This window comes from Streptomyces katrae (genome assembly GCF_000717655.1).
GTDB classification, from domain to species: Bacteria; Actinomycetota; Actinomycetes; order Streptomycetales; family Streptomycetaceae; genus Streptomyces; species Streptomyces katrae_B.
Genome location: NZ_JNZY01000015.1, coordinates 125,028 through 150,103, shown reverse-complemented (window position 1 = coordinate 150,103; position 25,076 = coordinate 125,028). Strand labels below are relative to the sequence as shown.

Here is a 25,076-nt window from a genome sequence, read left to right as displayed (position 1 = left end):
GTCAGCCGCGGCCGCGCAGGCGTGACCACCAGGAGGACCGGCCCGCCGGCCGCTTCCCCGCAACGGGGACGGCCGGCGGGGCCGCCGGCGCCGTCCGGGGCGCCTCGGCGGCCGGCCGGCCCGCTCCGGGTACCGGAGTGGAGCCGGTGACGGTGCTGCCGCGCGGGGTGAACCGTACGGGGAGCGCCACCAGATGACGGGACAGCAGCGAGGACGTCCACTGGAGCTCGTCCTCGGGAACGGCCAGCTCCAGGTCGGGCAGCCGGGTCAGCAAGGTGTCGATGCCGGTGTCCGCGATGGCCCGGCCGATGTCCTGTCCGGGGCACTCGTGCGGGCCGCTGCTGAAGGCCAGGTGGGAGCGGTTGCCGTGGACGGGTACCGTCAGATCGGGCCGGATCTCGGGGTCGACGTTGCCCGCCCCCAGCCCGAGCAGCAGCATGTCCCCGGCCTTGATCGGCGTTCCGGCCAGCTCCGTGTCGCCGGTGGCCCAGCGCCCGAGCATCGTCATGAACGGCGGCTCGTCCCACAGGACCTGTTCCAGGGCGTCCGGGAGCGTCATGTGGCCGCCGGACAGGTTCGCGCGGAAACGTCGGTCGGTGAGCACCATGCGCAGGGTGTTCGCGATCAGGTTGGCGGTCGTCTCGAAGGCCGCGATCAGCACCAGCCGCAGGTGCTCCACGGCCTCGTCGTCGCCGAGTGCCGTGGGGTGCTCCACCAGCCAGGTGGTGAAGTCCCTGCCGGGCACCACCCGCTTGCGTTCCACCAGCTCGCGGAGGGTTACCGAGACGAACTCGAAACTGGCGACGGCCGTCTCGGTGCCCTTGATCATGTCGCGGGCGGCCTCGACGAGACGGGGTCCGTAGGACTCCGGCGCGCCGACGAGCTGGGTCATCACCAGCATCGGCAGCGGCTCGGCGAAGTCGGCGACCAGGTCGGCCTTTCCGGCCTGGGCGAAGGCGTCGATCAGCTGGTCGGCGAAGCGCTTGACGTACCGCCGGATGCCGCGCCGGTCGAAACGCTCCAGCGACTCGGTGATCGCCCCGCGCAGCCGCTCGTGCTCGATGCCTTCGACCAGGTGGCACGCGGGCTGCCATGCGGTCATCGGCGTCAGGGGGTGGTCGGCCGGAACGTTTCCCTGCTGCTGGTCCCGCCAGTGGCGCGGGTCGCGGGCGAACCGGGACGGGGTGCGCGCCACGTCCAGGTTCTCGCGGTGGCCCAGCACCAGCCAGGCCGGGAGGTCGCCCTGGACGAGGACGGGCGCCACCGCGCCGTACTCGGCGCGCAGCTTCTCGTACAGGCCCATGGGGTCGGCCTCGGCCTCGGGCCCGTAGAGCCGGTGGGCCGGGCAGCCGGGCGGCGGGGCGGCCGCACCCGGCTGGGGAACGGGGGTGGTGCTCACAGTGCCTCCGGGGTCGCGGCGAGGGAGTGCAGGTAGCGCATCAGCGTCATCAGGACGTCGCGGCTGGAGTCGCGACGCCGGGCGTCACAGAAGACGAGCGGTACGGACGCGGGCAGGTCGAGGGCGGCCCGCAGCTCCTCCAGGGGGTGCTCGGGCGCGTCGGGGAAGGAGTTGACGGCGACCACGAACGGTACTCCGCGCTCTTCCAGCCGGCCGATCACGTCGAAGCTGACCTCCAGCCTGCGGGTGTCGACCAGGACCACCGCGCCGAGCGCGCCCTCGAACAGGCCGCGCCACAGGAACCAGAAGCGCTCCTGGCCCGGCGTGCCGAAGAGGTAGAGCACCAGCTCCTCGTTGATGCTGATGCGGCCGAAGTCCATGGCCACGGTGGTGGAGGTCTTGCGTTCCACCCCCGCCGTGTCGTCGACGCCGACCCCGGCCTGGGTCATCGTCTCCTCGGTGGTGAGCGGCCGGATCTCGCTGACCGAGCCGACGAGGGTCGTCTTGCCGACGCCGAAGCCGCCCACGATCACCACCTTGACTGCGGCGGCGGCCGTGGCCGGCAGCGCGTCCTCGCGCCGGGGCGCGGTGGCCCGGTCAGAGCTTTCGAAGTCCATCGATGACTGCCTCAATCAGTGCCAGGTCCGGGAGTTTGGCGGGTGCGACGGGTGGGCGGGAGAGCACGTGCTTGGCGGCGAGCAGGTCACCGAGGAGTACGGTGACCACGCTCACCGGCAGGCCGAGATACGCGGAGATCTCGGCCACCGAGAGCGGCGACTGGCACAGCCGCATGATCGCCGCGTGCTCCGGCTGCATCCCGGGCCTGGGACCCGACTTGGCGATGATCAGCGTGACGAGGTCGACGTGGGTGGGGACTAACCCCCCACTGCGGCCGCCGGTGATCACGTAGAGCCGCTCGGGAGTGCCGTCCTCCCAGTCCCCGCCGGGGTTGCTCACGCCGGCTGCCCGTCGCGGCGCGGCGGGCTGCTCAGGTGTTCTCCGATCCGGGCGACGAGGTCGCGCATGCGCTGGCCCATCAGGCCCGCGTCGACGCCTTCGCCGGCCAGTACGGCGAGGAAGGCGCCGGCACCGGCCGCCATCAGGTAGAAGAAGCCGCCGTCCATCTCGATGACGACGAGCCGCATCCGCCCGCTGCTGCCCGGGAGTTCGGAGGCGACGGCTCCGGCGAGGCTCTGCAGTCCGGCGCAGGCGGCGGCGAGCCGGTCGGCGGTGTCGGTCTCCGCGCCGTACTGCGCCATGCGCAGGCCGTCGGCGGACAGGACGACGACGTGGCGGGTCTGCGGAACGCTCTCGGCCAGGTCCTTGAGCATCCAGTCCATATTGGTCTGCTGCTGACTCATGGCTGTTCCCCCTTGCTCGCCGAGGCCGGCGAGGCGTCTGTGTTCTGGCTTGCTGCGCCGCTCCGGCTCGCGGTGGTCTGGCTCGCGGCGGTCTGGCTCGCGGCGGTCTGGCTGTCCCCCGACAGGCCGCCCTGGAAGGCGGCCAGCCACATCCCGGGCTGTACCTCGGGCTGGGGATCGGGCGCGGGCTCGGGCACGGCTCCGTACCCGTATCCGGCGCGGTCCGCGGCCGCCTCGGCCGCTGCCGTGATCCGGTCCCCGGTGGCTATCGGCTCCGGCGCCACGGCGCGGGTCTTGCGGCGGCGCTGCGGCAGGCCGTTCGGGGTCCGCTCGGTCACGGCGGGTACCTCGTCGGCGGCTGCCGGCATCCGGGGGCCGGTGACCGGGCGGGCGGCCGGTACTCGGGTGTCTGCCACGGCTGCCTCGGTCATGGCTCCGCCGGCCGGCGCCGGCGGGAGGGCGGCGCGGGGCCCCGAGGCGGTGCCGATGCCGTGGGCGACGCCGGTCGCGGCGGACGCGGTGGTGATCAGCTGTTGCGGGATGACGAGCACGGCCCGTACGCCGCCGTACGCCGACGCGCGCAGCGAGACCTGGAAGTCGTACGCCTGCGAGAGCCGGCCGACCACGGCGAGGCCCAGGCGCGGGGTCTCCCCGAGGTCGGTGAGGTCGATGCCCTGCTGCGCCTGGCGGAGCATGCGCTCGGCCCTCTTGCGGGCCTCCTCGCTCATGCTCACGCCGCCGTCCTCGATCTCGACGGCGATGCCCGAGTTCACGTCCACGGCGGTCAGATGGACCTTGGTCTGCGGCGGCGAGTAGCGGGTGGCGTTGTCCAGCAGCTCGGCGAGCGCGTGGATGAGCGGCTCGACGGCCGGTCCGACGACGGCGACCTGCGAGACCGAGTGGAGCTCGACGCGCTGGTAGTCGATGATCCGCGACATGGCACCGCGCAGCACGCTGTACAGCGGGACGGCCTTGCTCCACTGGCGGCCGGGCCGCGCCCCGCCGAGCACGGCGATGGAGTCGGCGAGACGGCCGATGAGGGCCGTGCCGTGGTCGAGCCGCAGCAGGTCCCCGAACACCTCCGGGCTGCGGCCGTGCCGGTCCTCCATCTCCCGCAGTTCCTGGGCCTGTTGGTGCACGATGGCCTGGACGCGGCGGGCGATGTTGACGAAGGCCCGCTGCGCGGAGTCACGCAGGTCCTCCTCGGCGACGACGGCGTCGAGCACCGAGCGCAGCACGGCGTGGTGCGCCGCCCTGAACTCCGGTGCCAGGCCGGGCCCGTGGGTGTCGGGCTCCTCCAGGGAGGCGAGCACCTCCTCGGGAAACTCCCCCTTGCGCAGCCGCTCCACGACATCGGGCAGCAGCTCCTGCGCCAGCCGCACGGTCTCGGCCTGCTGCCGGTGCAGGGCCGCCTCGTGCGCGGCGACCGTCAGCCGCAGCGCGGCCAGCGCCTTGCCGCGCCGGGCGGCCTCACCGCAGGACAGGGCCACGGCCACGAAGGCCACGGCACCGATCCAGGCGACGGGGGTGCGGGCAGGTGCGGACACCTGCACCACGGCGATCGCCGCAGCAGCGGCGGTCAGCAGGGCGGGCAGCGCCCATGCGACGGGTGAGGTGGGCCCTGGACTTCCGGGCGACGATCCCACGCGAACCATCAGAACCCTCAAACGATCGAAAGCGAATGATCATATGACAACGGCCCGGAATCTTAGCGTCTATGTGCACGGCTCTTGACAGCAGGTCATGATCCGGACGCAGCAAGCGGGTTGACCCTCCCGGATCTGGCCGAAACCCGCGGTCGACAAGGAGCGCATACACCCCGTACGCCGCCCCGGCAGCCCCGGCAGCGGCCGCCCTCCGCCCGGTCTGCACCCCCCCACCGCGCCGTCACGCCGCCCCTCACGGTTCGGCTGATTCCCGCCACCCACCGTCGGTCCGGCCCACTCACGTCCTGCAGGCCTGCCAACGCCACGAAGCGCTCCCCCACGCCATCGCATCCCGTTTGGCAGAGCTCGGGTACAGGCTGCCCGATTTCATCGGCCTGACCGCCGAGCCGCCAGCGCTGGAGCAGTCGGCCACCGGATTCGTCCAACGTGTCACCCAGGAGCTGTCCCCCGCAGGCGAGTAGCCGTGAGACGGGCCGTCCGCCCTCGACCGGCCTCGGGCGGACGGCCGATCGACGCCCCGAAGGTGCCGGAAAACGATCAGGGGCCGTTTCGGATTTCTCCGAAACGGCCCCTGATCTACGACTCTTTCGAGTCGGGACGACAGGATTTGAACCTGCGACCCCTTGACCCCCAGTCAAGTGCGCTACCAAGCTGCGCCACGTCCCGTTGTGCTGCTGATCTGGGGTTTCCCCGTCCCTGCGGCACATGCAGAACATTACCCCACGTAGAGGGGTGCGCATGCACCGGTTTCCGGCGGGAGGGAGGATGGCCTGGTGAACGGACGGGATCGGGACGGTGAGGGGCGGGCGCGGAGCGCGCGGCCCCGGGACGGGCTGGGGCGGCCGCTGCCCTACGGGGCGCCGGGGGTGGAGCGGCAGCCCGAGGGGGTCGTGCGGACGCCCGCCGAGACGCTGGGCGAGGCGCAGCGGCTGCTGGACGCCGGGATGCCGTTCCATGCGCACGAGGTGTTCGAGGACGCCTGGAAGTCCGGCCCGCCGGCCGAGGCACCGCTGTGGCGGGCTCTCGCGCAGCTGGCGGTCGGCCTCACGCACGCCGCACGCGGAAACGCCGTCGGCGGCGCCCGCCTGTTGCGCCGCGGGGCCACCGCCCTGGCCGGGCCCGAGGGGGACGGGGCGGGGGGAAGCGCCGGGGTCGCCGGGGCTCGGGAGCTCCACGGGATCGATGTGCCGGGGCTGGTCCGCTGGGCCCGGGAGTTGGCCGGGCGGGTGGAGGCCGGCCCGGCCGTCGACGCGGCGGCCGAGGCCCCGCGGCTCGCCGCGCCGCCGGACGGCCCGAGCCCCGTCTGACCCCGGCCCGGGTCGCCGGTGGTGCCGCTCCGGGCGGCCGGGGCCCGGCGACGGCTACGCCGGCTCGAGGAGGTCCCAGCGGTTGCCGTAGAGGTCTTCGAAGACGGCCACCGAGCCGTACGTCTCGTGGCGCGGCTCCTCCAGGAAGCGGACGCCCTCCGCCGTCATCCGGGTGTGGTCCCGGGCGAAGTCGTCCGTGTACAGGAAGAAGCCGACCCGGCCGCCCGTCTGGTTCCCGACCCGGGAGCGCTGCGCCTCGTCGCCTGCGCGGGCCAGCAGCAGTGCCGCCTCGGTGGCGCCCTGCGGGCGGACCACGACCCAGCGGCTGCCGTCCGGGCGCGCGGTGTCCTCGACGAGGGTGAAGCCGAGGGCGCGGGTGTAGAAGTCGATGGCCTCGTCGTAGTCGTGGACGACGAGGGCGGTGAGGGCGATGTATGCGGACATGGGACTCATTCTGCTCGTCCGGTCAGCAGGACCACCTCCAGGGTGCGCGGGCCGTGCACGCCCTCCACCCGGTCGAGCTCGATGTCGCTGGTGGCGGAGGGTCCGGAGATCCAGGTCAGCGGCCGCGTCGGGTCGAGGCGTCGCAGGGCCTGCGGGACCGAGTCGACCACCTGGTCGGGCACCCGGACCACGCAGATGTGGTGGTCGGGGACGAGGGTGATGCGGCGACGGCCCTGGTCGGGGCCGCCGTCGAGGACGATCGTGCCGGTCTCGGCGATCGCCAGGGCGCAGCCGGTCACCACACTGTCCACCCCGTCCAGTTCGGCCGTCGTGGACACGGCCCGGTCGTGGATGCGGGTCGGATCGGCTGCCGCGAGCCAGTAGGGGGGCAGGGCCGGCGGCACGAGCACGGTCTGCGCGCCCCGCGCGGCCAGCAGCCGCATCAGGAGCAGCGCGAGGCCGTCCTCGTCCACCCGGTGGACCTCGGCGCGGTACTCGGCGAGGTTCGCGGCGAGGAGGTCCGCCGTCTCCGCCGGCGTACGGGTGCCGTGGACCTGGAAGTAGTCCCGGGGGACGGCGGGGTCCGGGGCGCCGTCCGCCACCGCCCGGCGGATCCGGCCCAGGATGCGGTCCCGGGTGCTCATGCCCGCCCTCCCCGCTCCCGCGCCCACCAGTCGCGGAACGGCTCCGGCGGGGGCTCGGGGAGGTCCCGGGTGTCCGTCCATGCACGGCCGGGGCCGGGCAGGCGGCGCGGCCGGAGCCGGCGGGACCGGGCCAGGAGGCGCTCCCCCGCGCGCAGCGCGCCCGGGCGGTCCAGGAGCAGTCGGGCGGCCCGCATCGCGGCCCGTTCGGCGGTGTGGCCGTGCGCGGGGCGGATCCGCACGCGGACGCCCTCGCGGGTCACCGGGCCGCCCTGGGCCACCCGTTCGCGCAGGTGGACGAGGACCTCGGGGATGTCGATGGCGACCGGGCAGACCTCGTAGCAGGCCCCGCACAGGGTGGACGCGAACGGCAGCGAGGCGTCGATCTCACTGCCGGTGCCCCGCAGTTGGGGGCTGAGGATGGCGCCGATCGGCCCGGGGTAGACCGAGCCGTATGCATGGCCGCCGGCGCGCTCGTACACCGGGCAGACGTTCAGGCAGGCGGAGCAGCGGATGCAGCGCAGTGCCTGGCGGCCCACCTGGTCGGCGAGGGTGTCGGTGCGGCCGTTGTCGAGGAGGACGAGGTGGAAGGCGGAGGGGCCGTCGCCGTCCGCCCCTCTCGAAGGGCCCAGCCCCGTCCACATCGTCGTGTACGGGTTCATCCGCTCGGCCGTGGACGAGCGCGGCAGCGTCTGCAGGAAGATCTCCAGGTCCCGGAAGGACGGCACGACCTTCTCGATGCCGACGACCGAGATCAGGGTCTCGGGCAGCGTCAGGCACATCCGGCCGTTGCCCTCGGACTCGAAGACGACCATCGTGCCCGTCTCGGCGACCATGAAGTTGGCGCCGCAGACCCCGACCTTCGCCCGCAGGAACTTCTCGCGCAGGTGGAGGCGGGCGGCCTCGGCGAGCTCGCGCGGGTCGTCGCCGAGCCCGTCCGGCGCCGGGCGGCCCCAACGGCCCATCTCCGCCGCGAAGACGTCCCGGATCTCGGCCCGGTTGCGGTGGATGGCCGGGACGAGGATGTGCGAGGGGCGGTCGTGGCCGAGCTGGACGATGAGCTCGGCCAGGTCCGTCTCGTACGCGGCGATCCCCGCCGCCTCGAGGGCCTCGTTGAGGCCGATCTCCTGGGTGGCCATGGACTTGACCTTGACCACCTCCCGGTGGCCGGTGGCCAGCACCAGCCCGGTCACGATCCGGTTGGCCTCGTCCGCGTCGGCCGCCCAGTGGACGGTGCCGCCCGCGGCCGTCACGGACTCCTCCAGCTGGAGCAGGTAGCGGTCGAGATGGCGGAGGGTGTGGTCCTTGACGGCCTTGCCCGCCGCGCGCAGCCGGTCCCAGTCGGCCAGTTCGGCGACCGCCCGGGCCCGTTTGTCGCGGATGGTGTGGGTGGCGTGCCGGAGGTTGGCGCGCAGCACCCCGTCCCCGACGGCCTCGCGCGCCGCCTCCGGGAAGGCGGGGAAGGCGGGCATCCCCATGAACGTGCCCGTCATCGCAGCGGTTCCTCCTCCGTCGAGGCCAGGATCTCGGCGAGGTGCAGGGCGCGCATCGCGTCCCCCCTGCGGTGCAGGATCCCGCCGAGGTGGGCCAGGCAGGAGTTGTCGGCGCCGCACAGCACGTCCGCGCCCGTCCCCACCGCACTGTCGATCTTGTCGGTGCCCATCGCCGCCGACACGTCCGGGTTCTTCACGGCGAAGGTGCCGCCGAAGCCGCAGCACTCCTCGGCGCCGGGCAGCTCGATCAGGTCCAGGCCCTTGACGGCGGCCAGCAGCCGCCGCGGGCGGTCCCCCAGCCCGAGCCCCCGCAAGCCATGACAAGAGGGGTGATAGGTGACGGTGTGCGGGAAGTACGCGCCCACATCGGTCACCCCGAGCACGTCGACCAGGAACTCGGTCAGCTCGTAGACGCGCGGTACGAGGTCCTCCGCCTGCGCCACCAGCCCGGAGCCCCGCCCCTCCTGCTCCGCCAGGCGGGCGATGCGCGGGTAGTGGGCCCGGACCATCGCGGCGCAGGAACCCGACGGGGTGACCACGTAGGGGTACCCCGCGAAGGCCGCGGCGGTGCGCCGCAGCAGCGGTTCGCTCTCGCGCCGGTAGCCGGTGTTGTACTGCGGCTGGCCGCAGCAGCTCTGGGCCGCCGGGAAGTCCACACCGACGCCGAGCCGCTCCAGCAGGCGTACGACGGCGATGCCGGTCCGGGGGTACAGCGCGTCGTTGACGCAGGTGACGAACAGGGCGGCACGCATGAGGGGCAGAATAGCGGCGTGAAGAAGTTCTCAGTGATCGGCATAGGCGCGGGCGACCCGGACCACCTGACCCTCCAGGCGGTCAAGGCGATCGGCGCGGCGGACGCATTCCTCATCCTGGAGAAGGGGGAGGAGAAGGCGGATCTGACCGGGCTGCGGCGCGCGATGCTCGACGAGCACGCCCGCCCCGGCCACCGGCTCGTGGAGGGCCGCGACCCGGACCGGGACCGGACCCCGGACCAGTACGCGCCGACGGTGGACGGCTGGCGCAGCGCGCGGGCCGAGATCTTCGAGCGGTTCATCGCCGAGGACCTGGCGGAGGGCGAGACCGGGGCGTTCCTGGTCTGGGGCGACCCTTCGCTGTACGACTCCACGCTCGCCATCCTGGACGAGGTGCTGGAGCGGGGCCGGGTGGCGTTCGAGCACGAGGTCGTGCCCGGCATCAGCAGCATCTCCTCGCTGCTGGCCCGGCACCGGACCAACCTGAACCGGGTCGGCCGGCCGGTCCAGATCACCACCGGGCGGCGGCTGGCCGAGGGCTGGCCGCAGGACGTGGACGACGTGGTGGTGATGCTGGACGCGCGGCACGCCTTCACGGCCCACCTCGACCAGGACCTCTTCATCTACTGGGGCGCCTACGTCGGCACACCGGACGAGATCCTGGTCTCCGGGAAGCTGGCGGAGGTCTCGGGCCGGATCGAGGAACTCCGGACCGAGGCCCGCGCCCGCAAGGGCTGGATCATGGACACGTACCTGCTCCGGCGCGGCTGACTCTCCGTCAGTTCAAGAAGGCCGGGAGCTCGGCGGCGAGGCGTTCGTACTCCTCGGGCCGGTTGTAGACCTGCCCGCAGACGCGGATGCCTCCGCCGCCCGGCCACGCCCAGATCAGGACCCGGATGCCCAGGTCCGCCGCGATCCGCTCGCGCAGGGCGCACGCGTCCTCGTGGGTCTCGGCGGTGCCGGGGGGCAGCCGCAAGGAGCGCATGGCGAGGCCCTCGGTGTACGGGAGCGGGGTGAGCCCGGGGATCTCGGCGAGCAGGGCCGCGCCGTGGGCGGCCAGTGCGCTGTTGTGGGCCCGCACCTTCGCGGCGTCGAGCCGGTCGAGGAGGTCCAGGCCCTCGGGGGCGGCGAGCCAGCCGGTGTAGTCGGCGGTGGCGCGGTTCTCGACGGAGCGGGGGAACCCGTCCGCGTCCTCCCAGGAGGGCACCAGCGCCCGGACCCGGCTCCGGTGTCCGGGGGCGACGGCGAGGACGGCGCTGCCGGAGGGCGCGTACCCCCATTTGTGCAGGTTGCCGAACCAGAAGTCGGCGCCCCCGGCGAGCGGGTCCGCGATCATGCCGGGGGCGTGCGCCCCGTCCACGACGGTGGTGACGCCGCGGGCGGCCAGGTCGGCGAGCAGCCGGGGCGAGGCAATGAGCCGGGCGGTGGGCGAGCTGATGTGGTCGAGCAGCGCCACCTTGGTACGGGGCGTCAGCCCGGCCAGCACGGTCTCGCGTACGGCGTCCTCGTCGGGCAGGTTCGGGTCCAGGGCGACGGTGGTGACCCGGGCGCGGCGGGCGGCGGCCGCGACGACGGTGCCGTAGCCGTGGTCGGTGACCAGGATCTCGTCGCCGTCGGCGAACGGGACGGCGTCGAGGGCGAGGTTGGCGCCCTCGGTGGCGTTGGCGATGAAGGCGACGCCGTCGGGGTCGGCGCCGAGGTGCCGTGCGATGCGGGCGCGGGCCCCGGCGATCCGGTCCGCGGCTGCGATGAAGAAGGCGTCGGGGTCGGCGTGCGCCTCCTCGCGCAGGGCGGCCTGGGCCTCCTGCACGGGGATCGGCACCGCGCCGAACGACCCGTGGTTGAGGTGGGCGATCTCCGGGTCCAGCCGGAACAGCCCGGGTCCCCCCGGGAACACGGCGGGCCCGGCAGGACGCAACGGCGCGGCGGGGGTGGTCGGGTCGGTCACGGATCCTCCGAGGGGTGGTGTGCGGTTGCCCGGATGATGCAGGCCGCCGGGACGGCCCGGAAGGGCCAATACCGCCAAAGTGGCCGGTACACCCCCTAGTCCCGCCCGCTGGTGACGGCGTAATACTGCAGGTCCTGGATTTTCACCGTGTGGTCCGCCGCGTAGGGCAGTTTCACCTCCGCGCCGGGCTTGCCGTCGCGGACCACCACCGCCGAGCTGGTGCCCGGGCGCAGCGGGAGCAGTGCGGAGTGGATGCCGGCCGGGGCCTCGTGCTCGTCCCGGGCCGTGCCCACCGCCGTGCGGACGGTCGCCGGGGCCGTCAGGAAGCTGAGCACCTCCACCGTGTCGCGGGGTGCGGCGCTGCCCTTGCGCAGGGACATCACCAGCGACTGGCTGCCTGTGGGGTCGGCCGCGGCGAACTGGGTGCGCGCGGAAACGTACAGCGTGTCGCGGACGATCTCCGGCCAGCTGCCCGTCTTGAACTTGGTCAGGTAGTACGAGGAAAGGTCCAGGTAGGCGTAGCCGTTGTGCAGCGAGGGCGCGAACTGGCTGCCTTCCGAGTAGTCGTTCCAGGTGGTGAGCTGCACCCAGTCGGCGCCGTCGTCGATGGCGTGCGTCCAGGTGGAGCGCAGCGTGGCGGTGTTGCCGGCCTCGTCGTAGATGCCCTGGTTGGGGCGGGCGTCCTGGACCGACACGGGCTGCATCCAGATCTTGCCCATGCCGTGGGCCCGCTGCACGTCGCGGGTGGCGCTGTCCTGGCCGACGTAGCTGCGGCTGCCCCACTCGGAGAAGCCGTGACTGATCGGCGCGAACCGTGCGCTGTTGGCGTCGAAGTCGAGGAACGTCGGGACGAAGGCGGTGCGGATGCCGTGCCGGCTCTTGAGGAGGTCGAGGACCTTCGTCCACCAGGCGACGTCCTTCGCCTCCGTCTTGAACGGGGAGACGACGAGCCGGCCGTCACCGAGGCGGTGCGCGGCGGGGGCCTTGCCGAGGGCGGCGACGGCGTCGGCGAGCACGCCGGGTTCGTCGGTGTTCAACGAGGTCATGTCCGGCATCAGCATGATCTTGAACGCGGGGTCGACCGCATGGGCGGCCTCCATCAGGAGGCGGGCGCGGTCCCGGTTCGGCCCGGACAGGGAGAGCATGTCGAGCGTGAACCCGTCGAGCCCGGCGGCGCGGGCGGTGCGCACCTCCTGCTCGAGGTTGGCGCGCTCCCAGTTGCCGTCCTTGGGCCGGACGGGCAGCGGCCGGTCGCGCAGCAGGCCGCCGTACCGCTCGTGCTTGCCGTTCTCCCCGCCCGGGTTCAGATAGTTGCGGGTGTAGTAGTCGGCGTCGGCGCTCGCGTTGTCCAGTGAGAGCGGGTACGGGGTGAAGTAGTGCGCGAACACCAGCTTCCTGCCCGCGCCGCCGGTGCGCAGGGCGGCCGGTGCGGGCAGGTCGAAGGGCAGGGCTCCGGCGGGCCGTTGACCGTCGGCGTCCTCCGCGCCGGCAGCGTTGCCCGGGCTCTGGTCCTCACCGCCCGGGCTCCCGCCGGGGGCGGGCGGGCCCTGGCCGGTGGCACCCGGTGTGGGGGTCGCGGAGCCGGTGTCGGAACCGGCGGTCCAGGGCGTGCCGATCGCGGAGGCGGCTGCGCCCTCCCGGCCGGAGGCGCGGGCGAACGGGTCCCAGGCGATGCCGGTGGCGGCGCAGACGCCGACGAGCAGGAAGGCGGCGGCGAGCAGGGTCAGCAGAGGCCGGCCCCGGAACCCCCGGCGGCGGCGGTGCGAACTCATCGTGGATGCCCTCCCCTGCACTGTGCCCCGGTTGCGGGACTTGCACAGCAGTAGAGCCGATCGGCGGCTTCCGGACAACCGTTCGCAGGGGCAGGGGGCGGCAACCGGGCCGGGGCCGGCCGGCGGTCAGGAACGGGCGGCGGCGACGTTCACGTTCTCCAGGATCCCGAGTGCGTCGGGGACGAGGACGGCCGCCGAGTAGTAGGCGCTGACCAGATAGGACATGATCGAGCGCTGGTCGATGCCCATGTAGCGGACGTTCAGGCCGGGTTCGTACTCCTCGGGGATCGCGGTCGGCCGCAGGCCGATGACGCCCTCCTGCTCCTCGCCGGTCCGCAGCGCGAGGATCGAGCTGGTGTGGCCGCCGACGATCGGGATCTTGCCACAGGGCAGCAGCGGGATCCCGCGCCAGGCGGGCACCGACTTGCCCTGGACCTCGGCGGAGTCGGGGACGAGCCCGCGCTTGTTGCACTCGCGGAAGAAGGCGGCGATGGCCTTGGGATGGGCCAGCAGCACCTTGGTGCCGCGGCGCATGGTGACCAGCTCGTCGAGGTCGTCGGGGGTGGGCGGCCCGGACCAGGTGTTGATGCGCTGCTCGTACGCGGCGTTGTGGAGCAGCCCGAACTCCCGGTTGTTGACGAGCTCCCACTCCTGGCGCTCGCGCAACGCCTCGACGGTCAGCCGTAGTTGCTGCTCGAACTGGTTCATCGGGTCGTTGTAGAGGTCGGCGACGCGGGTGTGGATCTGCAGGACGGTCTGGGCGAGGGAGAGTTCGTACTCGCGCGGGCTGAGGTCGTAGTCGACGAAGGTGCCGGGCAGCAGGGCCTCGCCGGCGTGGCCGGAAGCGAGCTCGATGTCGGCCTCCCCGCGCCGGTTGACCGGGCGGCGGCCGTTCTCCACGTACTGTTCGAGGTGGGCGCGCAGGGCGGCGGAGCGCTCCAGTACCTCCTGGAAGGCGCGCCAGCGCAGCACCATCACGGTGCCGGCGGTGGCGGCCCGTACGGAGTAGTCCCAGCGCGGTTCGGGCCGGCCGAGGGCGTCGTCGCCGAGCTGGTCGCCGTCGGCGACGACGCCGAGGCCGTCCGGCGCACCGTACTTGCCCTGGGCGCGCTTCTCGAGGCGGCCGTGGGCGATGACGAAGACCTCCTCCACGGGCGCTCCCTCCTCGACCAGGGTGTCGCCGGCGCGCAGGTCCCGTTTGACGAAGCGGACGGCGAGGTCCTCGAGGACCTCCTGGTCCTGGAAGCCCTTGAGGGTCGGGAGTTCACCCAGGGTGGGGGCGAGGATGCGCACGTCGTCGGCGCCGGTCTGCACGAAGGAGACCCGGCCGCGGCCCACGGCGTGGCTCAGTCGCCGGTTGACGCGGTAGGTGCCCGCGGTGACGTCCACCCAGGGCAGTACGCGCAGCAGCCAGCGGGAGCTGATGCCCTGCATCTGGGGGACGGACTTGGTGGTGGTCGCGAGCTTCCGGGCGGCCGCGGTGCTGAGGGCGGCCTGCCGGGCCGCCGCTTCGGCCTCGGGGGTGGGGGCTTCGGGGGTGGTCATGCCGGGGTCCCTCCGTTCGGGCCGTGCGCCGGGCCGTGCTCCGGACCGTGCGTCGGGCTGTCGTCCCGGGCCGGGTCCCGGCCCGCGGAGTTGTAGCGGTCGGTGGTGCGGTGCCATTCCAGATTTGGAAGCGGATCAGCGTCGGGAATCCGGCCGCGACGAGGAGGGCCGACTCCTCCTCGAAGGCGCGTACGAGCTCGTCGTGGAGGTCGGCGGAGCGGCGGACCGCCTCGGCCCGCGAGCAGCCCTCCTCGGCCTCGATCAGCGCAGGCAGGTTGTAGTTGACGGCCGCGCTCTCGTCCTCGCGGTGCATGGAGTAGAGGTCGTTGACGATGACGCTGGCGGAGGCGGCCTTGAGGACCGCGCCCCGCACGCGCGGGTCGGCGTACGCCTCGACGGGGAGCTCGTAGCCGCCGGCCGGGTCGAGCATCACCATGGTGGGGATGAAGCTGTTGTCCTGGCGGACGGCGAGGAACTCCCAGACCGACGGGGTGCGCCCGGAGACGCGCCAGCCCGCCTCGGCGGTGTAGCCGGAGAACAGCGCGGCCATCTCGTGCCGGTAGCGGGTGAGCTGGGACCGGGTGGCGTACCGGGACAGGTGCCCGGTGCTGGAGCGCAGCGCGACGAGGACCGGATCGGCGCGCATGGCCTGCTCCAGCCGGGGTGCGTAGCGGGCCGGCAGATGGGCCGGGTCGATGGCGGCCAGGGCCTGGGACAGGTGGGTGGCGATCTGCAGCGGGACGGCGCCGGCGCTCTCGTCGTCGCAGTAGTAGTCGTCGGTGGCCCACTGGGCGAGGGTGCACTTGGCGGGGGCGAGCAGCCGGTCCGGGTCCTCGACGTGGGCGAACGTGAGCATCGTGTACCGGCCGAGCGAGAGCTCCCGTACGTCGTCCAGCCGGCCGGCGTAGATCCCGGTCTCCTCGGCCCAGGCGATGAGCCGGTCATCGACCGCTTCGGCGAGGGCCGGGTCGTCGCGCTGCGGGGGCGGGCAGTACAGCTCGGGGACGGCGGGGTTCCCCCGCGACCGCCCGGGCGCCGCGGGCGTCGGCACCGCGGCGGGAGTCGGAAAGGGCATGGCGGCCGGGGCCGGGGCCGGGGCCGGGGGCGGGAGGGCGGGACGGATGCGCAGGGTGCTGGTGCCGGGGCCGCCCGGCCCCCCGCGCAGCCGGGCCAGCAGTGCCGCACGCGACGGTACGGGAGGGGCGGACACGACGGGAGGGGCGGACGGCGTGGGTGGGACGGACGGGTCGGGCAGCTCGAACAGGACGGGCGGGGCCGACACGACGGGAGGGGCGGACGGCGTGGGTGGGACGGTCAGATCAGGCAGGGCGGACCGGCCGGGCAGTGCGGACCGGTCGGGCGGGTGGGCGGGGTCGGCAGCGGGCGGATGCTTCTGCATGGCATGACAGTGCGATGCGGGCCCGGCGCACGGGTAGCCGCCCCGGCACCGGCCCTGTTGAAAATCCGACGCGGTTGAAGCTCTGAACGGTTGTACGAGGAGGCCCCCGTCACGTTCCCGCGGCCACCCGCTCCAGCAGCGGCCGTACCACCCCGCTCGCGCGCACGGCCCGCAGCCGCCCCCGCATCCGGCGCAGCGCGTCCGTCACCCGGGCCGACTCCAGCTGCGGTACGACGTCCAGTACCTCGTGCCAGGCGGCGCAGGCGCGCTCCAGGTGCCCCTGGCCCAGGTGGAGTTCGGCGAGCCGGGCCGCCGTGACCGCCCGTGCGCGGCGCTCCGCCGCCGGCCGGTGGCGCAGCGAGGCGCCGAGCGCGGCGATGGCGCCCCGGCCGTCGCCGAGCGCGGCCAGCGCCTCCGCCTGCTGGTGGCACAGCGCGGCCTGGTGGTAGTCGCCGATCGGCGCACTCTGCCCCTCCGAGCGGTCCAGCAGCCGCTGGGCGCCGGCCAGATGGGAGACCGCGGCCCGCCGGTCCCCGCAGGCGGCCTCCGCCACGGCGAGCTGCCCGGTGACGAACGCCGCCTGGAGCGTCGGCAGCCGCCCCGCCTCCCGCGCGGCCGCCTCCGCGAGCTCCAGCGCCTGCGTGCGGTGGCCGAGGTGGTGGGCCTGCACGCTCATCGCCCGGAGCACGGGCGCGTGACACTGCGGGTCTCCGGCCTCCCGGCCCAGCCGCAACGCCGCCCGGTAGTAGGCCTGGGCCACCCCGTGCTGGTTGCTGTCGAAGCACAGGAACCCGGCGGTGTAGGCCAGCCGGGAGGTGGCGCCGAGCAGCAGGTGGCGTACGGAGGGCGGCGCGTCGGCGCGCAGCCACGGGGCGACGGTGGTGGCGAGGTAGGCGGTCAGGGCGGGCCGGGCGAGCCCGCTGCCGAACATCATGTCGGCGTTGCGGAAGACCGGGAGCACCGCCTCGGCGGCGCGTACGTGGTCGTGCCCGATCCGTGCCCCGCCCCGCGCCCCGCCCCGCGCTCCGGCCCGTGCCGCAGCCCGCGAGCCGGTCTGCCCCGGACGGGCCGGCTGTTGCTCCTCCGGCGGCCGCCACGCGGAGGAGTAGACCGGGATCTCGCCCAGTGCACCGACCCCGAAGTCCGGCCCGCAGTCCGGCATTTCAGCCCCGGTCGGCGCGGCCGCGGCGAGGACGTCCGCGCCGTGCGTCCCGTCGCCGGGGCGTTCCCGCGCCCTCGCCCCGGCGGGCCGGGCGAGCCCGGTGTCGGCGGCGGCGATCCGGCGCCCGGTGCGCCTGCTCAGCGCCTCGGCGGCGAGGTCGACGACGTGGGCGGGCGGCCTGGTGCCCGCGAGCCAGTGGGAGACGGAGGTCCTGTCGTAGCTGAGGGTGAGGCCGGCCTCGGCTGCGGTGCCGTTGACGGCCCGTGCGAAGTCCTGCCCGCTCCAGCGGGCTTCGATGAGGAGGGTGCGGAGTTGTCCGTTGGGTTCACGCTTCGCCATCCAGAACCGCCCAACTCGTACGTGTGTCCAGCGCTTCAACACGGTCGGAGATTCAACAGGGTGGGACAGGGGCCCGTGTACCGGGTGGGGCCGCCCTGCCTCTAACTAAGACGTGTGCACACGGTGGCACCCGGTCACACCGGGTGTGCGTGGCGTGCGGGAGCACAGCGGATCACGCACAAGCGGGATCACTCCTTCCGATCGCCCCCGTACGCGACGTACGCGGCGTGCGCGACCCTCACCCGGGCCGCTGCGCAGGACAGTCACCGACGCCGCATCCGGAGCCAGGAAGACCGACCGAGAGGACGTTCCGTCATGTCTGTCGACCCGACGACCGAAGAGAGCGCCGCCGCACGCCCGAACCGCAACGCCCGCCAGAGCCTCAGCACCGATGCGGCGCGGAATCTCGCCACCACCACCAAGTCCGCCCCGCAGATGCAGGGCATCAGCTCCCGCTGGCTGCTGAAGATCCTCCCGTGGGTCCAGACCAGCGGCGGCACCTACCGGGTCAACCGCACGGTCAGCTACACCCTCGGCGACGGGCGCATCAGCTTCGTCAAGACCGGCTCCGAACTCCGGGTCATCCCGCCCATGCTGCGCGAGCTCGGCATGCTCCGGCACTTCCCCGACGACGCGGTCGTCAAGTCGATCGCCGACCGGTTCGTCAAGGAGGAGTTCCGCAAGGGCGACGTGATCGTCCGCCGCGGCGAACCCGTCGACAAGATCTACCTCATCGCCCACGGCCGCATCGAGCGGCTCGGTGAGAGCGCGTACGGGGAGGAGGCAAGCCTCGGCGTCCTGAGCGACGGCGACCACTTCGGCCACCACCCGCTGCCGGACGCCCGCTGGGAGTTCACCGCCCGGGCCCAGACGGACGTGGTGACCATGACGTACAACCGCGGTGACTGGGACGAGGCACTGAGCCGCTCCCCCGCCCTGCGCCGGCACGCCGAGGCCTACCTGGAGGCGGAGCGCGTGGGCCGCAAGGGCAGCGAGGCTGTGGACCTGTCCGCCGGCCACACCGGCGAGGTCATGCTGCCCGGCACGTACGTCGACTACGACCTGAGCCCCCGCGAGTACGAACTGAGCGTCGCCCAGACCGTGCTGCGGGTCCACACGCGCGTCGCCGACCTCTACAACCAGCCGATGAACCAGTCGGAGCAGCAGCTGCGGCTGACGATCGAGGCCCTCAAGGAGCGCCAGGAGAGCGAACTGGTCAACCACCCGGAGTTCGGGCTGCTGCACAACGCCGACTACGAGCAGCGGATCTACGCCCGCACCGGCCCGCCCACCCCGGACGACATGGACGAGCTGCTCAGCCGGCGGCGCGGCTCCCAGTACTTCCTCGCGCACCCGCGCACGATCGCCGCGTTCGGCCGCGAGTGCAGCCGGCGCGGGCTGTACCCGGCCTCCGTCGAGTTCCAGGGGCATTCGATGCCCTCGTGGCGCGGGGTGCCGCTGCTGCCCTGCAACAAGATCCCGGTCACGAAGGAGCGGACCAGTTCGATCCTGGTCATGCGTACCGGCGAGGACAACGAGGGGGTCATCGGTCTGCACCAGCTGGGCCTGCCGGACGAGTACCAGCCGGGCCTGTCCGTCCGGTTCATGAGCATCAGCGAGCAGGCGATCGTCTCCTATCTGGTCACCGCGTACTACTCGGCGGCCATCCTGGTGCCCGACGCCGTCGGGGTGCTGGAGAACGTAGAGATCTCGCGCTTCGACGACTGAAGGCGGCGGCCGCATGAGCAGCACAGGGAGCGCGCAGCCCTTCGAACTGCCCGAGTTCTACGTCCCGCACCCCGCCCGCCTCAACCCGCACCTTGCCCGTGCCCGCGCGCACGCCCTCGACTGGGCCCGCGGCATGGGCATGCTGGAGGGCTCCGGCGTCTGGGAGCAGGCCGATCTGGAGGCGCACGACTACGCGCTGCTGTGCGCCTACACCCACCCCGAGTGCGATGCTTCGATGCTTTCGCTGGTCACCGACTGGTACGTGTGGGTGTTCTTCTTCGACGACTGGTTCCTCGAGGTCTTCAAGCGCCCCGGCGACCGGACGGGCGGGCACACCGCGCTGGAACGCCTGGCCCTGTTCATGCCCGACGGCCCACCCGGACACGACGTGAACGCGCGGGCCCCCGAGCCCCGCAACCCGGTGGAGGCGGGGCTCGCCGACCTGTGGGCCCGGACCGTCCCAGGGCATTCGCCGGACTGGATCGCCCGTTTCTCGGTCAGCACCCGCAATCTCCTCGTGGAGTCCCTGTGGGAGCTCGACAACATCAGCATCGGCCGGGTCGCCAATCCGGTCGAGTACGTCGAACAGCGCCGCAAGGTCGGCGGCGCGCCCTGGTCGGCGGGGCTCGTCGAGCACGCCGTGGGCGCCGAAGTGCCCGCCGCCGTCTCCGCCGAGCGGCCGCTGCGCGTGCTGCGCGACTGCTTCGCGGACTCGGTGCACTTCCGCAACGACCTGTTCTCGTACGAGCGGGAGGTCGGCAAGGAGGGCGAACTCAGCAACGGGGTGCTGGTGCTGGAGACGTTCTTCGGGTGCACCACTCAGGAGGCGGCCGATCAGCTGAACCGGCTGCTCACCTCACGCCTCCAGCAGTTCGAGCACACCTTCTTCGCCGAGCTGCCCCCGATGTTCGTGCGGGCCGGCCTGACCCCGGAACAGGTCGCGGCGGTGCTCACGTACGCCCGCGGGCTGCAGGACTGGCAGTCCGGCGGCCACGAATGGCACCTGCGCTCCAGCCGCTACATGAACCGGCGGGCCGGCCTGCCGTCCGGACCCTCCGGGCTGGGCAGCGCCACCTCCGGCCTCAAGGCGCTGCTGGGCATCACCGGCGGCGCGGACCGCCTCCGGCGGCACACCCGCACCCCGCACCCGGTGGGCCCGTCCGTGATCCCGGAGTTCTACCTGCCGTACCCGACCCGGCTCAGCCCGCACCTGGAGGGCGCCCGCGGGCGGCTGGTGGAGTGGAACCGTGCGATGGGGATGTTCGACGAGGGCCTGTGGTGGGAGGACAAGGCCGTCGACTACGACTTCGCGCTCTGCTCGGCGGGCATCGACCCGAAGGCCTCGGCCGCGGACCTCGACGTCAGCGCGGCCTGGCTGAGCTGGGGCACGTACGCGGACGACCTCTACCCGCTCCGCTTCGGCGCCACCCGCGACCTGGCCGGGGCCCGGGCCCAGGACGCCCGGCTGCGCTCCCTCATGCCACTGGAGCCGGAGGCGCCCACGCCTCCCCCGGTGAACGCGGTGGAGCGGGGGCTCGCCGACGTCTGGCTGCGCACGATCACACCGATGGCCCCGGCCGGGCGGCGCATGTTCCGGGCGGCGGTGGACGCCGTGCTCGACAGCTGGCTGTGGGAGGTGGAGAACCAGGCGGCCCACCGGGTGCCGGACCCGGTGGACTACCTGGAGATGCGGCGGGTGACCTTCGGCTCTCCCATGACGGCCTCGCTGGCCCGGATGGCCCACATGGACGTCGTACCGGAGGAGGTCTACGGGAGCGCCGCGATGCAGTCGCTGGAGGCGGCGGCCTTCGACTACTCGGCGCTGATGAACGACGTGTACTCGTACCAGAAGGAGGTGGAGTACGAGGGCGAGCTGCTCAACATGCTGGTCGTCACGGAGACCTTCTTCGGCTGCGACTACCGGACGGCGCTCAGGGTCGTGAACGATCTGATGACCTCGCGGATGAAGCAGTTCGAGCACGTGCTGGAGAAGGAGTTCCCCGCCATGTACCGGGACTTCGGGCTGGACGCGGCGGCTCGCGCGGCACTGGACCGGTACGCGGACGAGCTCAAACAGTGGATGGCCGCGATCGCCACGTGGCACGCGGAGACCCGGCGCTACCGGGAGGAGGACCTGGAACGGCACCACGCGCGGCGGAGCGCACCGGTGGTGGCGGCGGCGGCCGGGGCGCTGCCCCGGGCACCGCACCGGGCCGGGTGGGCGTGAGGGCACCTGCGGTCAGGTGTGCGCGCAGGGTCTCGGCGGCGACCACGACGTGCGCGGTCAGGGACCCGGACGTCGGCGAGGTCCAGCCATGCGGGGTGGCCTCCAGCAGGACGTGGGCGTCGCGGGCGCTCTTCACGGTGCCCCACCTGGCTGTATGGACAAAAGTACACCGCGTGTACAACTTATCCGGAATCCGACATTCCCCTGGCCATCCGGCAGAACTGGCGCATAATCATCGCTACGCGGCGCGAATGAACCCTTGGCCGCGCATGGGACACGCATGCAATGGGGGGCATCGTGCCGATGAGGGATTCAGGCCGGACCGGCACGCTTCCGGCGACGTCCGACGAGCTGTCGCGGCTGCTGACCGCCGTCCGGCGGGGGCGGTTGCTGACCATCACCGGGCGGTTCCGGGAGCCGCGGAGCCGGCTGGTGCGGGAGATCGCCGAGCGGCTCTCCTCCAACTTCTGCGACGGCGCGGCCGTCGTCAGGCTGGCCCGGCCCTTCGGCGTTCGCGAACTGACGGCCGCGCTGGGCTGCGTACCGGGCATGCCGTTCCTGCCGTACGGGACCACGGACGCCGTCTCGTGGCTCGCGGAGCGAGACATGCTCCTGGTCCTGGACGGCACCGAGCACCTGGCACCGGAGGCGCTGGCCTGGCTGCGGCGCCTGCTCACGGCCGCCCCGGGGCTGCGCATCCTGGCCGCGGGGCGCTCGCCGCTGGCCTTCGAGGGGGAACGCGTCCACCGCCTCTGATCCGGCACGCAACGCACCGGCCGCCGCTCCCCGGCGGAGCCGCCCCGCAACCGGGTTCGCGGGCGTCTGGTGCCCACGTACGCGTCCGCAGACGGGTCCGCCCCGGTCGGCGACTGCCGACCGGGGCGGACCCGTCAAGACATCCGGAGCTTACGCGAGGGTCGCGATCGCCTGGTTGAAGGTCGCGGACGGCCGCATGACCGCCGAGGCCTTCGCGGCGTCGGGCTGGTAGTAGCCGCCGATGTCGGCCGGGGAGCCCTGGACGGCGATGAGCTCGCCGACGATGGTCTCCTCCTGCTCGCCCAGCGTCTTGGCGAGCGCCTCGAACGCGGTGGCCAGCGCGGCGTCGTCGGTCTGCTTGGCCAGCTCCTGCGCCCAGTACAGGGCGAGGTAGAAGTGGCTGCCGCGGTTGTCGATGCCGCCCAGCTTGCGGCTCGGCGACTTGTCCTCGTTGAGGAAGGTGCCGGTCGCGCGGTCCAGGGTGTCGGCCAGCACCTGGGCGCGGGCGTTTCCGGTGGTGGTCGCGAGGTGCTCGAAGGAGACGGCCAGCGCGAGGAACTCACCGAGGGAGTCCCAGCGCAGGTAGTTCTCCTTGACGAGCTGCTGGACGTGCTTCGGGGCGGAGCCGCCGGCGCCCGTCTCGAAGAGGCCGCCGCCGTTCATCAGCGGGACGACCGACAGCATCTTGGCGCTGGTGCCCAGCTCCAGGATCGGGAACAGGTCGGTCAGGTAGTCGCGCAGCACGTTGCCGGTCACCGAGATGGTGTCCTCGCCGCGGCGGATGCGCTCCAGGGAGTACGCGGTGGCCTTGACCGGGGAGAGGATCTCGATGGTGAGACCGTCGGTGTCGTGGTCGGCGAGGTACGTCTTGACCTTGGCGATCAGCTGCGCGTCGTGCGCGCGGCCCTCGTCGAGCCAGAAGACGGCCGGGACGCCGGTGGCGCGGGCGCGGGTGACGGCGAGCTTGACCCAGTCCTGGATCGGCGCGTCCTTGGTCTGGCAGGCGCGGAAGATGTCGCCGGCGGCGACCTCCTGCTCCAGGACCGTGTTGCCCGCGGCGTCGACGACGCGGACGGTGCCCGCGGCGGCGATCTCGAAGGTCTTGTCGTGGCTGCCGTACTCCTCGGCCTTCTGGGCCATGAGGCCGACGTTCGGCACCGAGCCCATGGTGGACGGGTCGAAGGCGCCGTGCGCGCGGCAGTCGTCGATGACGGCCTGGTAGACGCCCGCGTAGCTGCTGTCCGGGAGGACCGCGAGGGTGTCGGCCTCGTTGCCGTCCGGGCCCCACATGTGGCCGGAGGTACGGATCATGGCCGGCATGGAGGCGTCGACGATGACGTCGGACGGGACGTGCAGGTTGGTGATGCCCTTGTCCGAGTCGACCATCGCGAGGGCCGGGCCCGCGGCGATCTCGGCGTCGAAGGAGGCCTTGATCTCCTCGCCGAGGCCGTGCGGGAGGGACGCCAGGCCGTTCAGGATGGTGCCGAGGCCGTCGTTCGGGGACAGGCCGGCGGCGGCCAGGACCTCGCCGTACTTCGCGAAGGTCTTCGGGAAGAACGCGCGGACCACGTGGCCGAAGACGATCGGGTCGGAGACCTTCATCATCGTGGCCTTGAGGTGGACGGAGAACAGGACGTCCTCTGCCTTGGCGCGGGCGATCTGCGCGTCCAGGAAGGTGCGCAGCGCCTCGACGTGCAGGACGGACGCGTCCACGACCTCGCCGGCCAGGACCGGTACGGACTCCCGCAGGACGGTGGTCGCGCCGTCGGCGGCGACGTGCTCGATGCGGAGCGTGCCGGCCTCGGCGATCACGGCGGACTTCTCGGTGGAGCGGAAGTCGTTCTCGCCCATGGTGGCGACGTTCGTCTTCGACTCGGAGGTCCAGGCGCCCATGCGGTGCGGGTGGGCCTTGGCATAGTTCTTGACCGAGGCGGGGGCGCGGCGGTCGGAGTTGCCCTCACGCAGGACCGGGTTGACGGCGCTGCCCTTGACCTTGTCGTAGCGGGCGCGGATCTCGCGCTCCTCGTCGGTCTTCGGGTCGTCCGGGTAGTCCGGGAGCGCGTAGCCCTGGCCCTGGAGCTCGGCGACCGCGGCCTTCAGCTGCGGGATCGAAGCCGAGATGTTGGGCAGCTTGATGATGTTCGCTTCCGGCGTCTTCGCCAGCTCGCCGAGCTCGGCGAGGGCATCGGCGATCCGCTGGCCCTCCTCGAGGTGCTCCGGGAAGCTGGCGATGATGCGACCGGCCAGGGAGATGTCACGGGTCTCGACATTCACACCGGCCGTCGACGCGTAGGCCTGGATCACAGGCAGGAAGGAATACGTCGCGAGGGCCGGGGCCTCGTCAGTGTGCGTGTAGATGATGGTCGAGTCAGTCACCGGATGCTCCGCTCCACAGTCTGCGTCTCTCGTCTGCAACATTGCTCGACATCAAGATATCTCGTGATCGGGCCGGTCCGGACAGCCCCCTCCCCGAGTTCTCGAGGAGACGCGCGTCACCCCGGTCCTCCGCGACCCCGTGGAACGGCGAAACGCCGCCTCCGGCTGTTTCCAGCCGGGGGCGGCGCTCGGGCCATTCAGACGCTCAGGCTTGCGGGCCCGGTCAGGCCTGGACGGCCTTCGGGTTCTGGCCGTACTGGTTCGGCTGCGGCTGGCCCTCGGTCGCCATGAGGACGAGGAGCCAGATGCCGCCGATCAGCGGGACCAGGGCGATGAACATCCACCAGCCGGACTTGCCGGTGTCGTGCAGGCGGCGGACACCCACGGCCAGGCCCGGGAGGAAGACGGCCAGCGCGTAGATCGCGTAGAGGAGCGGGTAGGTGCCGATCGCGTTGTCGAGGACGGCGACGATGATCAGGGCGATCAGGTTGAAGAGGGTGAACATCCAGTACTCCTGCCGGCGGGCGCGGCCGGAGAAGACGGTGTACTTCTTCAGGACGTCGGTGTAGTAGTGCATGGGTCCCCCCTGAGGACGGTTCGTCGGCCCGTCCTGCTGGAGCAAGCCGAGGCAGAACTTATGCCCCGCTTATGTGGCGGTCAAGCCAGTTCTCAAGTCACCGGAAGTACCGCTTTCCTGGGGTCCATCGACCAAAAACACCGGTATCGGGAGCCATTGGGGACCCACTGGTCGTGTCAGGTC

The 25,076-nt window shown here is 72.7% G+C and carries 21 protein-coding genes, 1 tRNA gene and 1 pseudogene; 6 read left to right on the top strand and 17 right to left on the bottom strand.

From position 1 onward, the window contains the following. Position 1: 1 nt before the first annotated feature. Genes IF09_RS0120230 through IF09_RS0120210 form a run of 5 tightly spaced genes read right to left on the bottom strand, consistent with a single transcriptional unit; the run spans position 2 to position 4,415 of the window. Positions 2 to 1,399 carry a cytochrome P450 gene (locus tag IF09_RS0120230; RefSeq protein ID WP_030297643.1) on the bottom strand — a complete coding sequence of 466 codons (1,398 nt, stop codon included), beginning with the start codon at positions 1,397 to 1,399 and terminating at the stop codon, positions 2 to 4. Next, the gene (locus tag IF09_RS0120225) at positions 1,396 to 2,016 is read right to left on the bottom strand and encodes a GTP-binding protein (protein ID WP_030297642.1); all 621 of its coding nucleotides are present in this window, start codon (positions 2,014 to 2,016) and stop codon (positions 1,396 to 1,398) included. Before IF09_RS0120225 ends, IF09_RS0120230 begins: the two co-directional genes overlap by 4 nt. Beyond that, positions 1,997 to 2,356 (bottom strand): DUF742 domain-containing protein, encoded by a 360-nt coding sequence (locus IF09_RS0120220; protein ID WP_030297640.1) that lies wholly within the window; start codon positions 2,354 to 2,356, stop codon positions 1,997 to 1,999. The genes IF09_RS0120225 and IF09_RS0120220 overlap by 20 nt, the downstream gene beginning before the upstream one ends. Beyond that, positions 2,353 to 2,760 carry a roadblock/LC7 domain-containing protein gene (locus IF09_RS0120215; RefSeq protein WP_030297636.1) on the bottom strand — a complete coding sequence of 136 codons (408 nt, stop codon included), beginning with the start codon at positions 2,758 to 2,760 and terminating at the stop codon, positions 2,353 to 2,355. Before IF09_RS0120215 ends, IF09_RS0120220 begins: the two co-directional genes overlap by 4 nt. Then, positions 2,757 to 4,415 (bottom strand): sensor histidine kinase, encoded by a 1,659-nt coding sequence (locus IF09_RS0120210; protein ID WP_078613357.1) that lies wholly within the window; start codon positions 4,413 to 4,415, stop codon positions 2,757 to 2,759. The genes IF09_RS0120215 and IF09_RS0120210 overlap by 4 nt, the downstream gene beginning before the upstream one ends. Positions 4,416 to 4,762: 347 nt before the next feature. On the opposite strand from IF09_RS0120210, the gene IF09_RS47985 reads away from it, so the two are divergent. Then, the gene (locus IF09_RS47985; protein ID WP_267882161.1) at positions 4,763 to 4,888 is read left to right on the top strand and encodes a hypothetical protein; all 126 of its coding nucleotides are present in this window, start codon (positions 4,763 to 4,765) and stop codon (positions 4,886 to 4,888) included. A 131-nt stretch (positions 4,889 to 5,019) separates the two neighbouring features. Here the strand turns inward: IF09_RS47985 and IF09_RS0120200 are convergent. Next, positions 5,020 to 5,093, bottom strand: a tRNA-Pro gene (locus IF09_RS0120200). A gap of 107 nt (positions 5,094 to 5,200) precedes the next feature. On the opposite strand from IF09_RS0120200, the gene IF09_RS0120195 reads away from it, so the two are divergent. Further along, the gene (locus tag IF09_RS0120195) at positions 5,201 to 5,734 is read left to right on the top strand and encodes a DUF309 domain-containing protein (RefSeq protein WP_030297632.1); all 534 of its coding nucleotides are present in this window, start codon (positions 5,201 to 5,203) and stop codon (positions 5,732 to 5,734) included. A 54-nt stretch (positions 5,735 to 5,788) separates the two neighbouring features. Here IF09_RS0120195 and IF09_RS0120190 read toward each other — a convergent pair whose 3' ends face one another. The 4 genes from IF09_RS0120190 to IF09_RS0120175 are packed head-to-tail and all read right to left on the bottom strand — an operon-like array spanning position 5,789 to position 9,064. Continuing rightward, complete coding sequence (locus tag IF09_RS0120190) at positions 5,789 to 6,178, bottom strand: VOC family protein (RefSeq protein ID WP_030297631.1); 390 nt, start codon at positions 6,176 to 6,178, stop codon at positions 5,789 to 5,791. A gap of 5 nt (positions 6,179 to 6,183) precedes the next feature. After that, a complete protein-coding gene (locus IF09_RS0120185; protein ID WP_030297629.1) occupies positions 6,184 to 6,822 on the bottom strand; it encodes a LutC/YkgG family protein in 639 nt (212 codons plus the stop codon). Then, complete coding sequence (locus IF09_RS0120180; RefSeq protein ID WP_030297628.1) at positions 6,819 to 8,312, bottom strand: lactate utilization protein B; 1,494 nt, start codon at positions 8,310 to 8,312, stop codon at positions 6,819 to 6,821. The genes IF09_RS0120185 and IF09_RS0120180 overlap by 4 nt, the downstream gene beginning before the upstream one ends. Then, positions 8,309 to 9,064 carry a (Fe-S)-binding protein gene (locus IF09_RS0120175; RefSeq protein ID WP_030297626.1) on the bottom strand — a complete coding sequence of 252 codons (756 nt, stop codon included), beginning with the start codon at positions 9,062 to 9,064 and terminating at the stop codon, positions 8,309 to 8,311. The genes IF09_RS0120180 and IF09_RS0120175 overlap by 4 nt, the downstream gene beginning before the upstream one ends. A gap of 18 nt (positions 9,065 to 9,082) precedes the next feature. On the opposite strand from IF09_RS0120175, the gene cobF reads away from it, so the two are divergent. After that, positions 9,083 to 9,835 (top strand): precorrin-6A synthase (deacetylating), encoded by a 753-nt coding sequence (cobF, locus tag IF09_RS0120170; protein WP_030297624.1) that lies wholly within the window; start codon positions 9,083 to 9,085, stop codon positions 9,833 to 9,835. A gap of 7 nt (positions 9,836 to 9,842) precedes the next feature. Here cobF and IF09_RS0120165 read toward each other — a convergent pair whose 3' ends face one another. The 5 genes and pseudogenes from IF09_RS0120165 to IF09_RS47975 all read right to left on the bottom strand — a co-directional run bounded on the left by IF09_RS0120165 (position 9,843) and on the right by IF09_RS47975 (position 17,229). Continuing rightward, positions 9,843 to 11,012 carry an aminotransferase class V-fold PLP-dependent enzyme gene (locus tag IF09_RS0120165; RefSeq protein ID WP_234321079.1) on the bottom strand — a complete coding sequence of 390 codons (1,170 nt, stop codon included), beginning with the start codon at positions 11,010 to 11,012 and terminating at the stop codon, positions 9,843 to 9,845. Between the two features lie 95 nt (positions 11,013 to 11,107). Next, the gene (locus IF09_RS0120160; RefSeq protein WP_051832670.1) at positions 11,108 to 12,784 is read right to left on the bottom strand and encodes a glycoside hydrolase family 71 protein; all 1,677 of its coding nucleotides are present in this window, start codon (positions 12,782 to 12,784) and stop codon (positions 11,108 to 11,110) included. A gap of 126 nt (positions 12,785 to 12,910) precedes the next feature. Then, positions 12,911 to 14,329: a family 2B encapsulin nanocompartment shell protein gene (locus IF09_RS0120155; RefSeq protein ID WP_030297614.1), complete on the bottom strand. Its 1,419-nt coding sequence runs from the start codon at positions 14,327 to 14,329 to the stop codon at positions 12,911 to 12,913. 139 nt (positions 14,330 to 14,468) lie between these two features. After that, positions 14,469 to 15,728: pseudogene (locus IF09_RS47980) on the bottom strand (family 2 encapsulin nanocompartment cargo protein terpene cyclase); the annotation flags it as partial. 109 nt (positions 15,729 to 15,837) lie between these two features. Further along, a complete protein-coding gene (locus IF09_RS47975; protein ID WP_030297613.1) occupies positions 15,838 to 17,229 on the bottom strand; it encodes a hypothetical protein in 1,392 nt (463 codons plus the stop codon). A gap of 315 nt (positions 17,230 to 17,544) precedes the next feature. Here IF09_RS47975 and IF09_RS0120140 point away from each other — a divergent pair, with 315 nt between their 5' ends. From IF09_RS0120140 to IF09_RS0120130, 3 genes are all read left to right on the top strand, one after another. Further along, positions 17,545 to 18,957 carry a family 2B encapsulin nanocompartment shell protein gene (locus tag IF09_RS0120140; RefSeq protein ID WP_030297612.1) on the top strand — a complete coding sequence of 471 codons (1,413 nt, stop codon included), beginning with the start codon at positions 17,545 to 17,547 and terminating at the stop codon, positions 18,955 to 18,957. A gap of 13 nt (positions 18,958 to 18,970) precedes the next feature. Next, positions 18,971 to 21,184, top strand: a complete 2,214-nt coding sequence (locus tag IF09_RS0120135; RefSeq protein ID WP_030297610.1) for a terpene synthase family protein — start codon at positions 18,971 to 18,973, stop codon at positions 21,182 to 21,184. A gap of 303 nt (positions 21,185 to 21,487) precedes the next feature. After that, positions 21,488 to 21,940 (top strand): hypothetical protein, encoded by a 453-nt coding sequence (locus tag IF09_RS0120130; protein ID WP_158710010.1) that lies wholly within the window; start codon positions 21,488 to 21,490, stop codon positions 21,938 to 21,940. 150 nt (positions 21,941 to 22,090) lie between these two features. Here IF09_RS0120130 and IF09_RS0120125 read toward each other — a convergent pair whose 3' ends face one another. Next, positions 22,091 to 24,316, bottom strand: coding sequence for an NADP-dependent isocitrate dehydrogenase (locus tag IF09_RS0120125; RefSeq protein ID WP_030297606.1), 2,226 nt, complete (start codon positions 24,314 to 24,316; stop codon positions 22,091 to 22,093). Between the two features lie 223 nt (positions 24,317 to 24,539). Continuing rightward, positions 24,540 to 24,893, bottom strand: a complete 354-nt coding sequence (locus tag IF09_RS0120120; RefSeq protein WP_030297604.1) for a DUF805 domain-containing protein — start codon at positions 24,891 to 24,893, stop codon at positions 24,540 to 24,542. Positions 24,894 to 25,076: the final 183 nt, after the last annotated feature.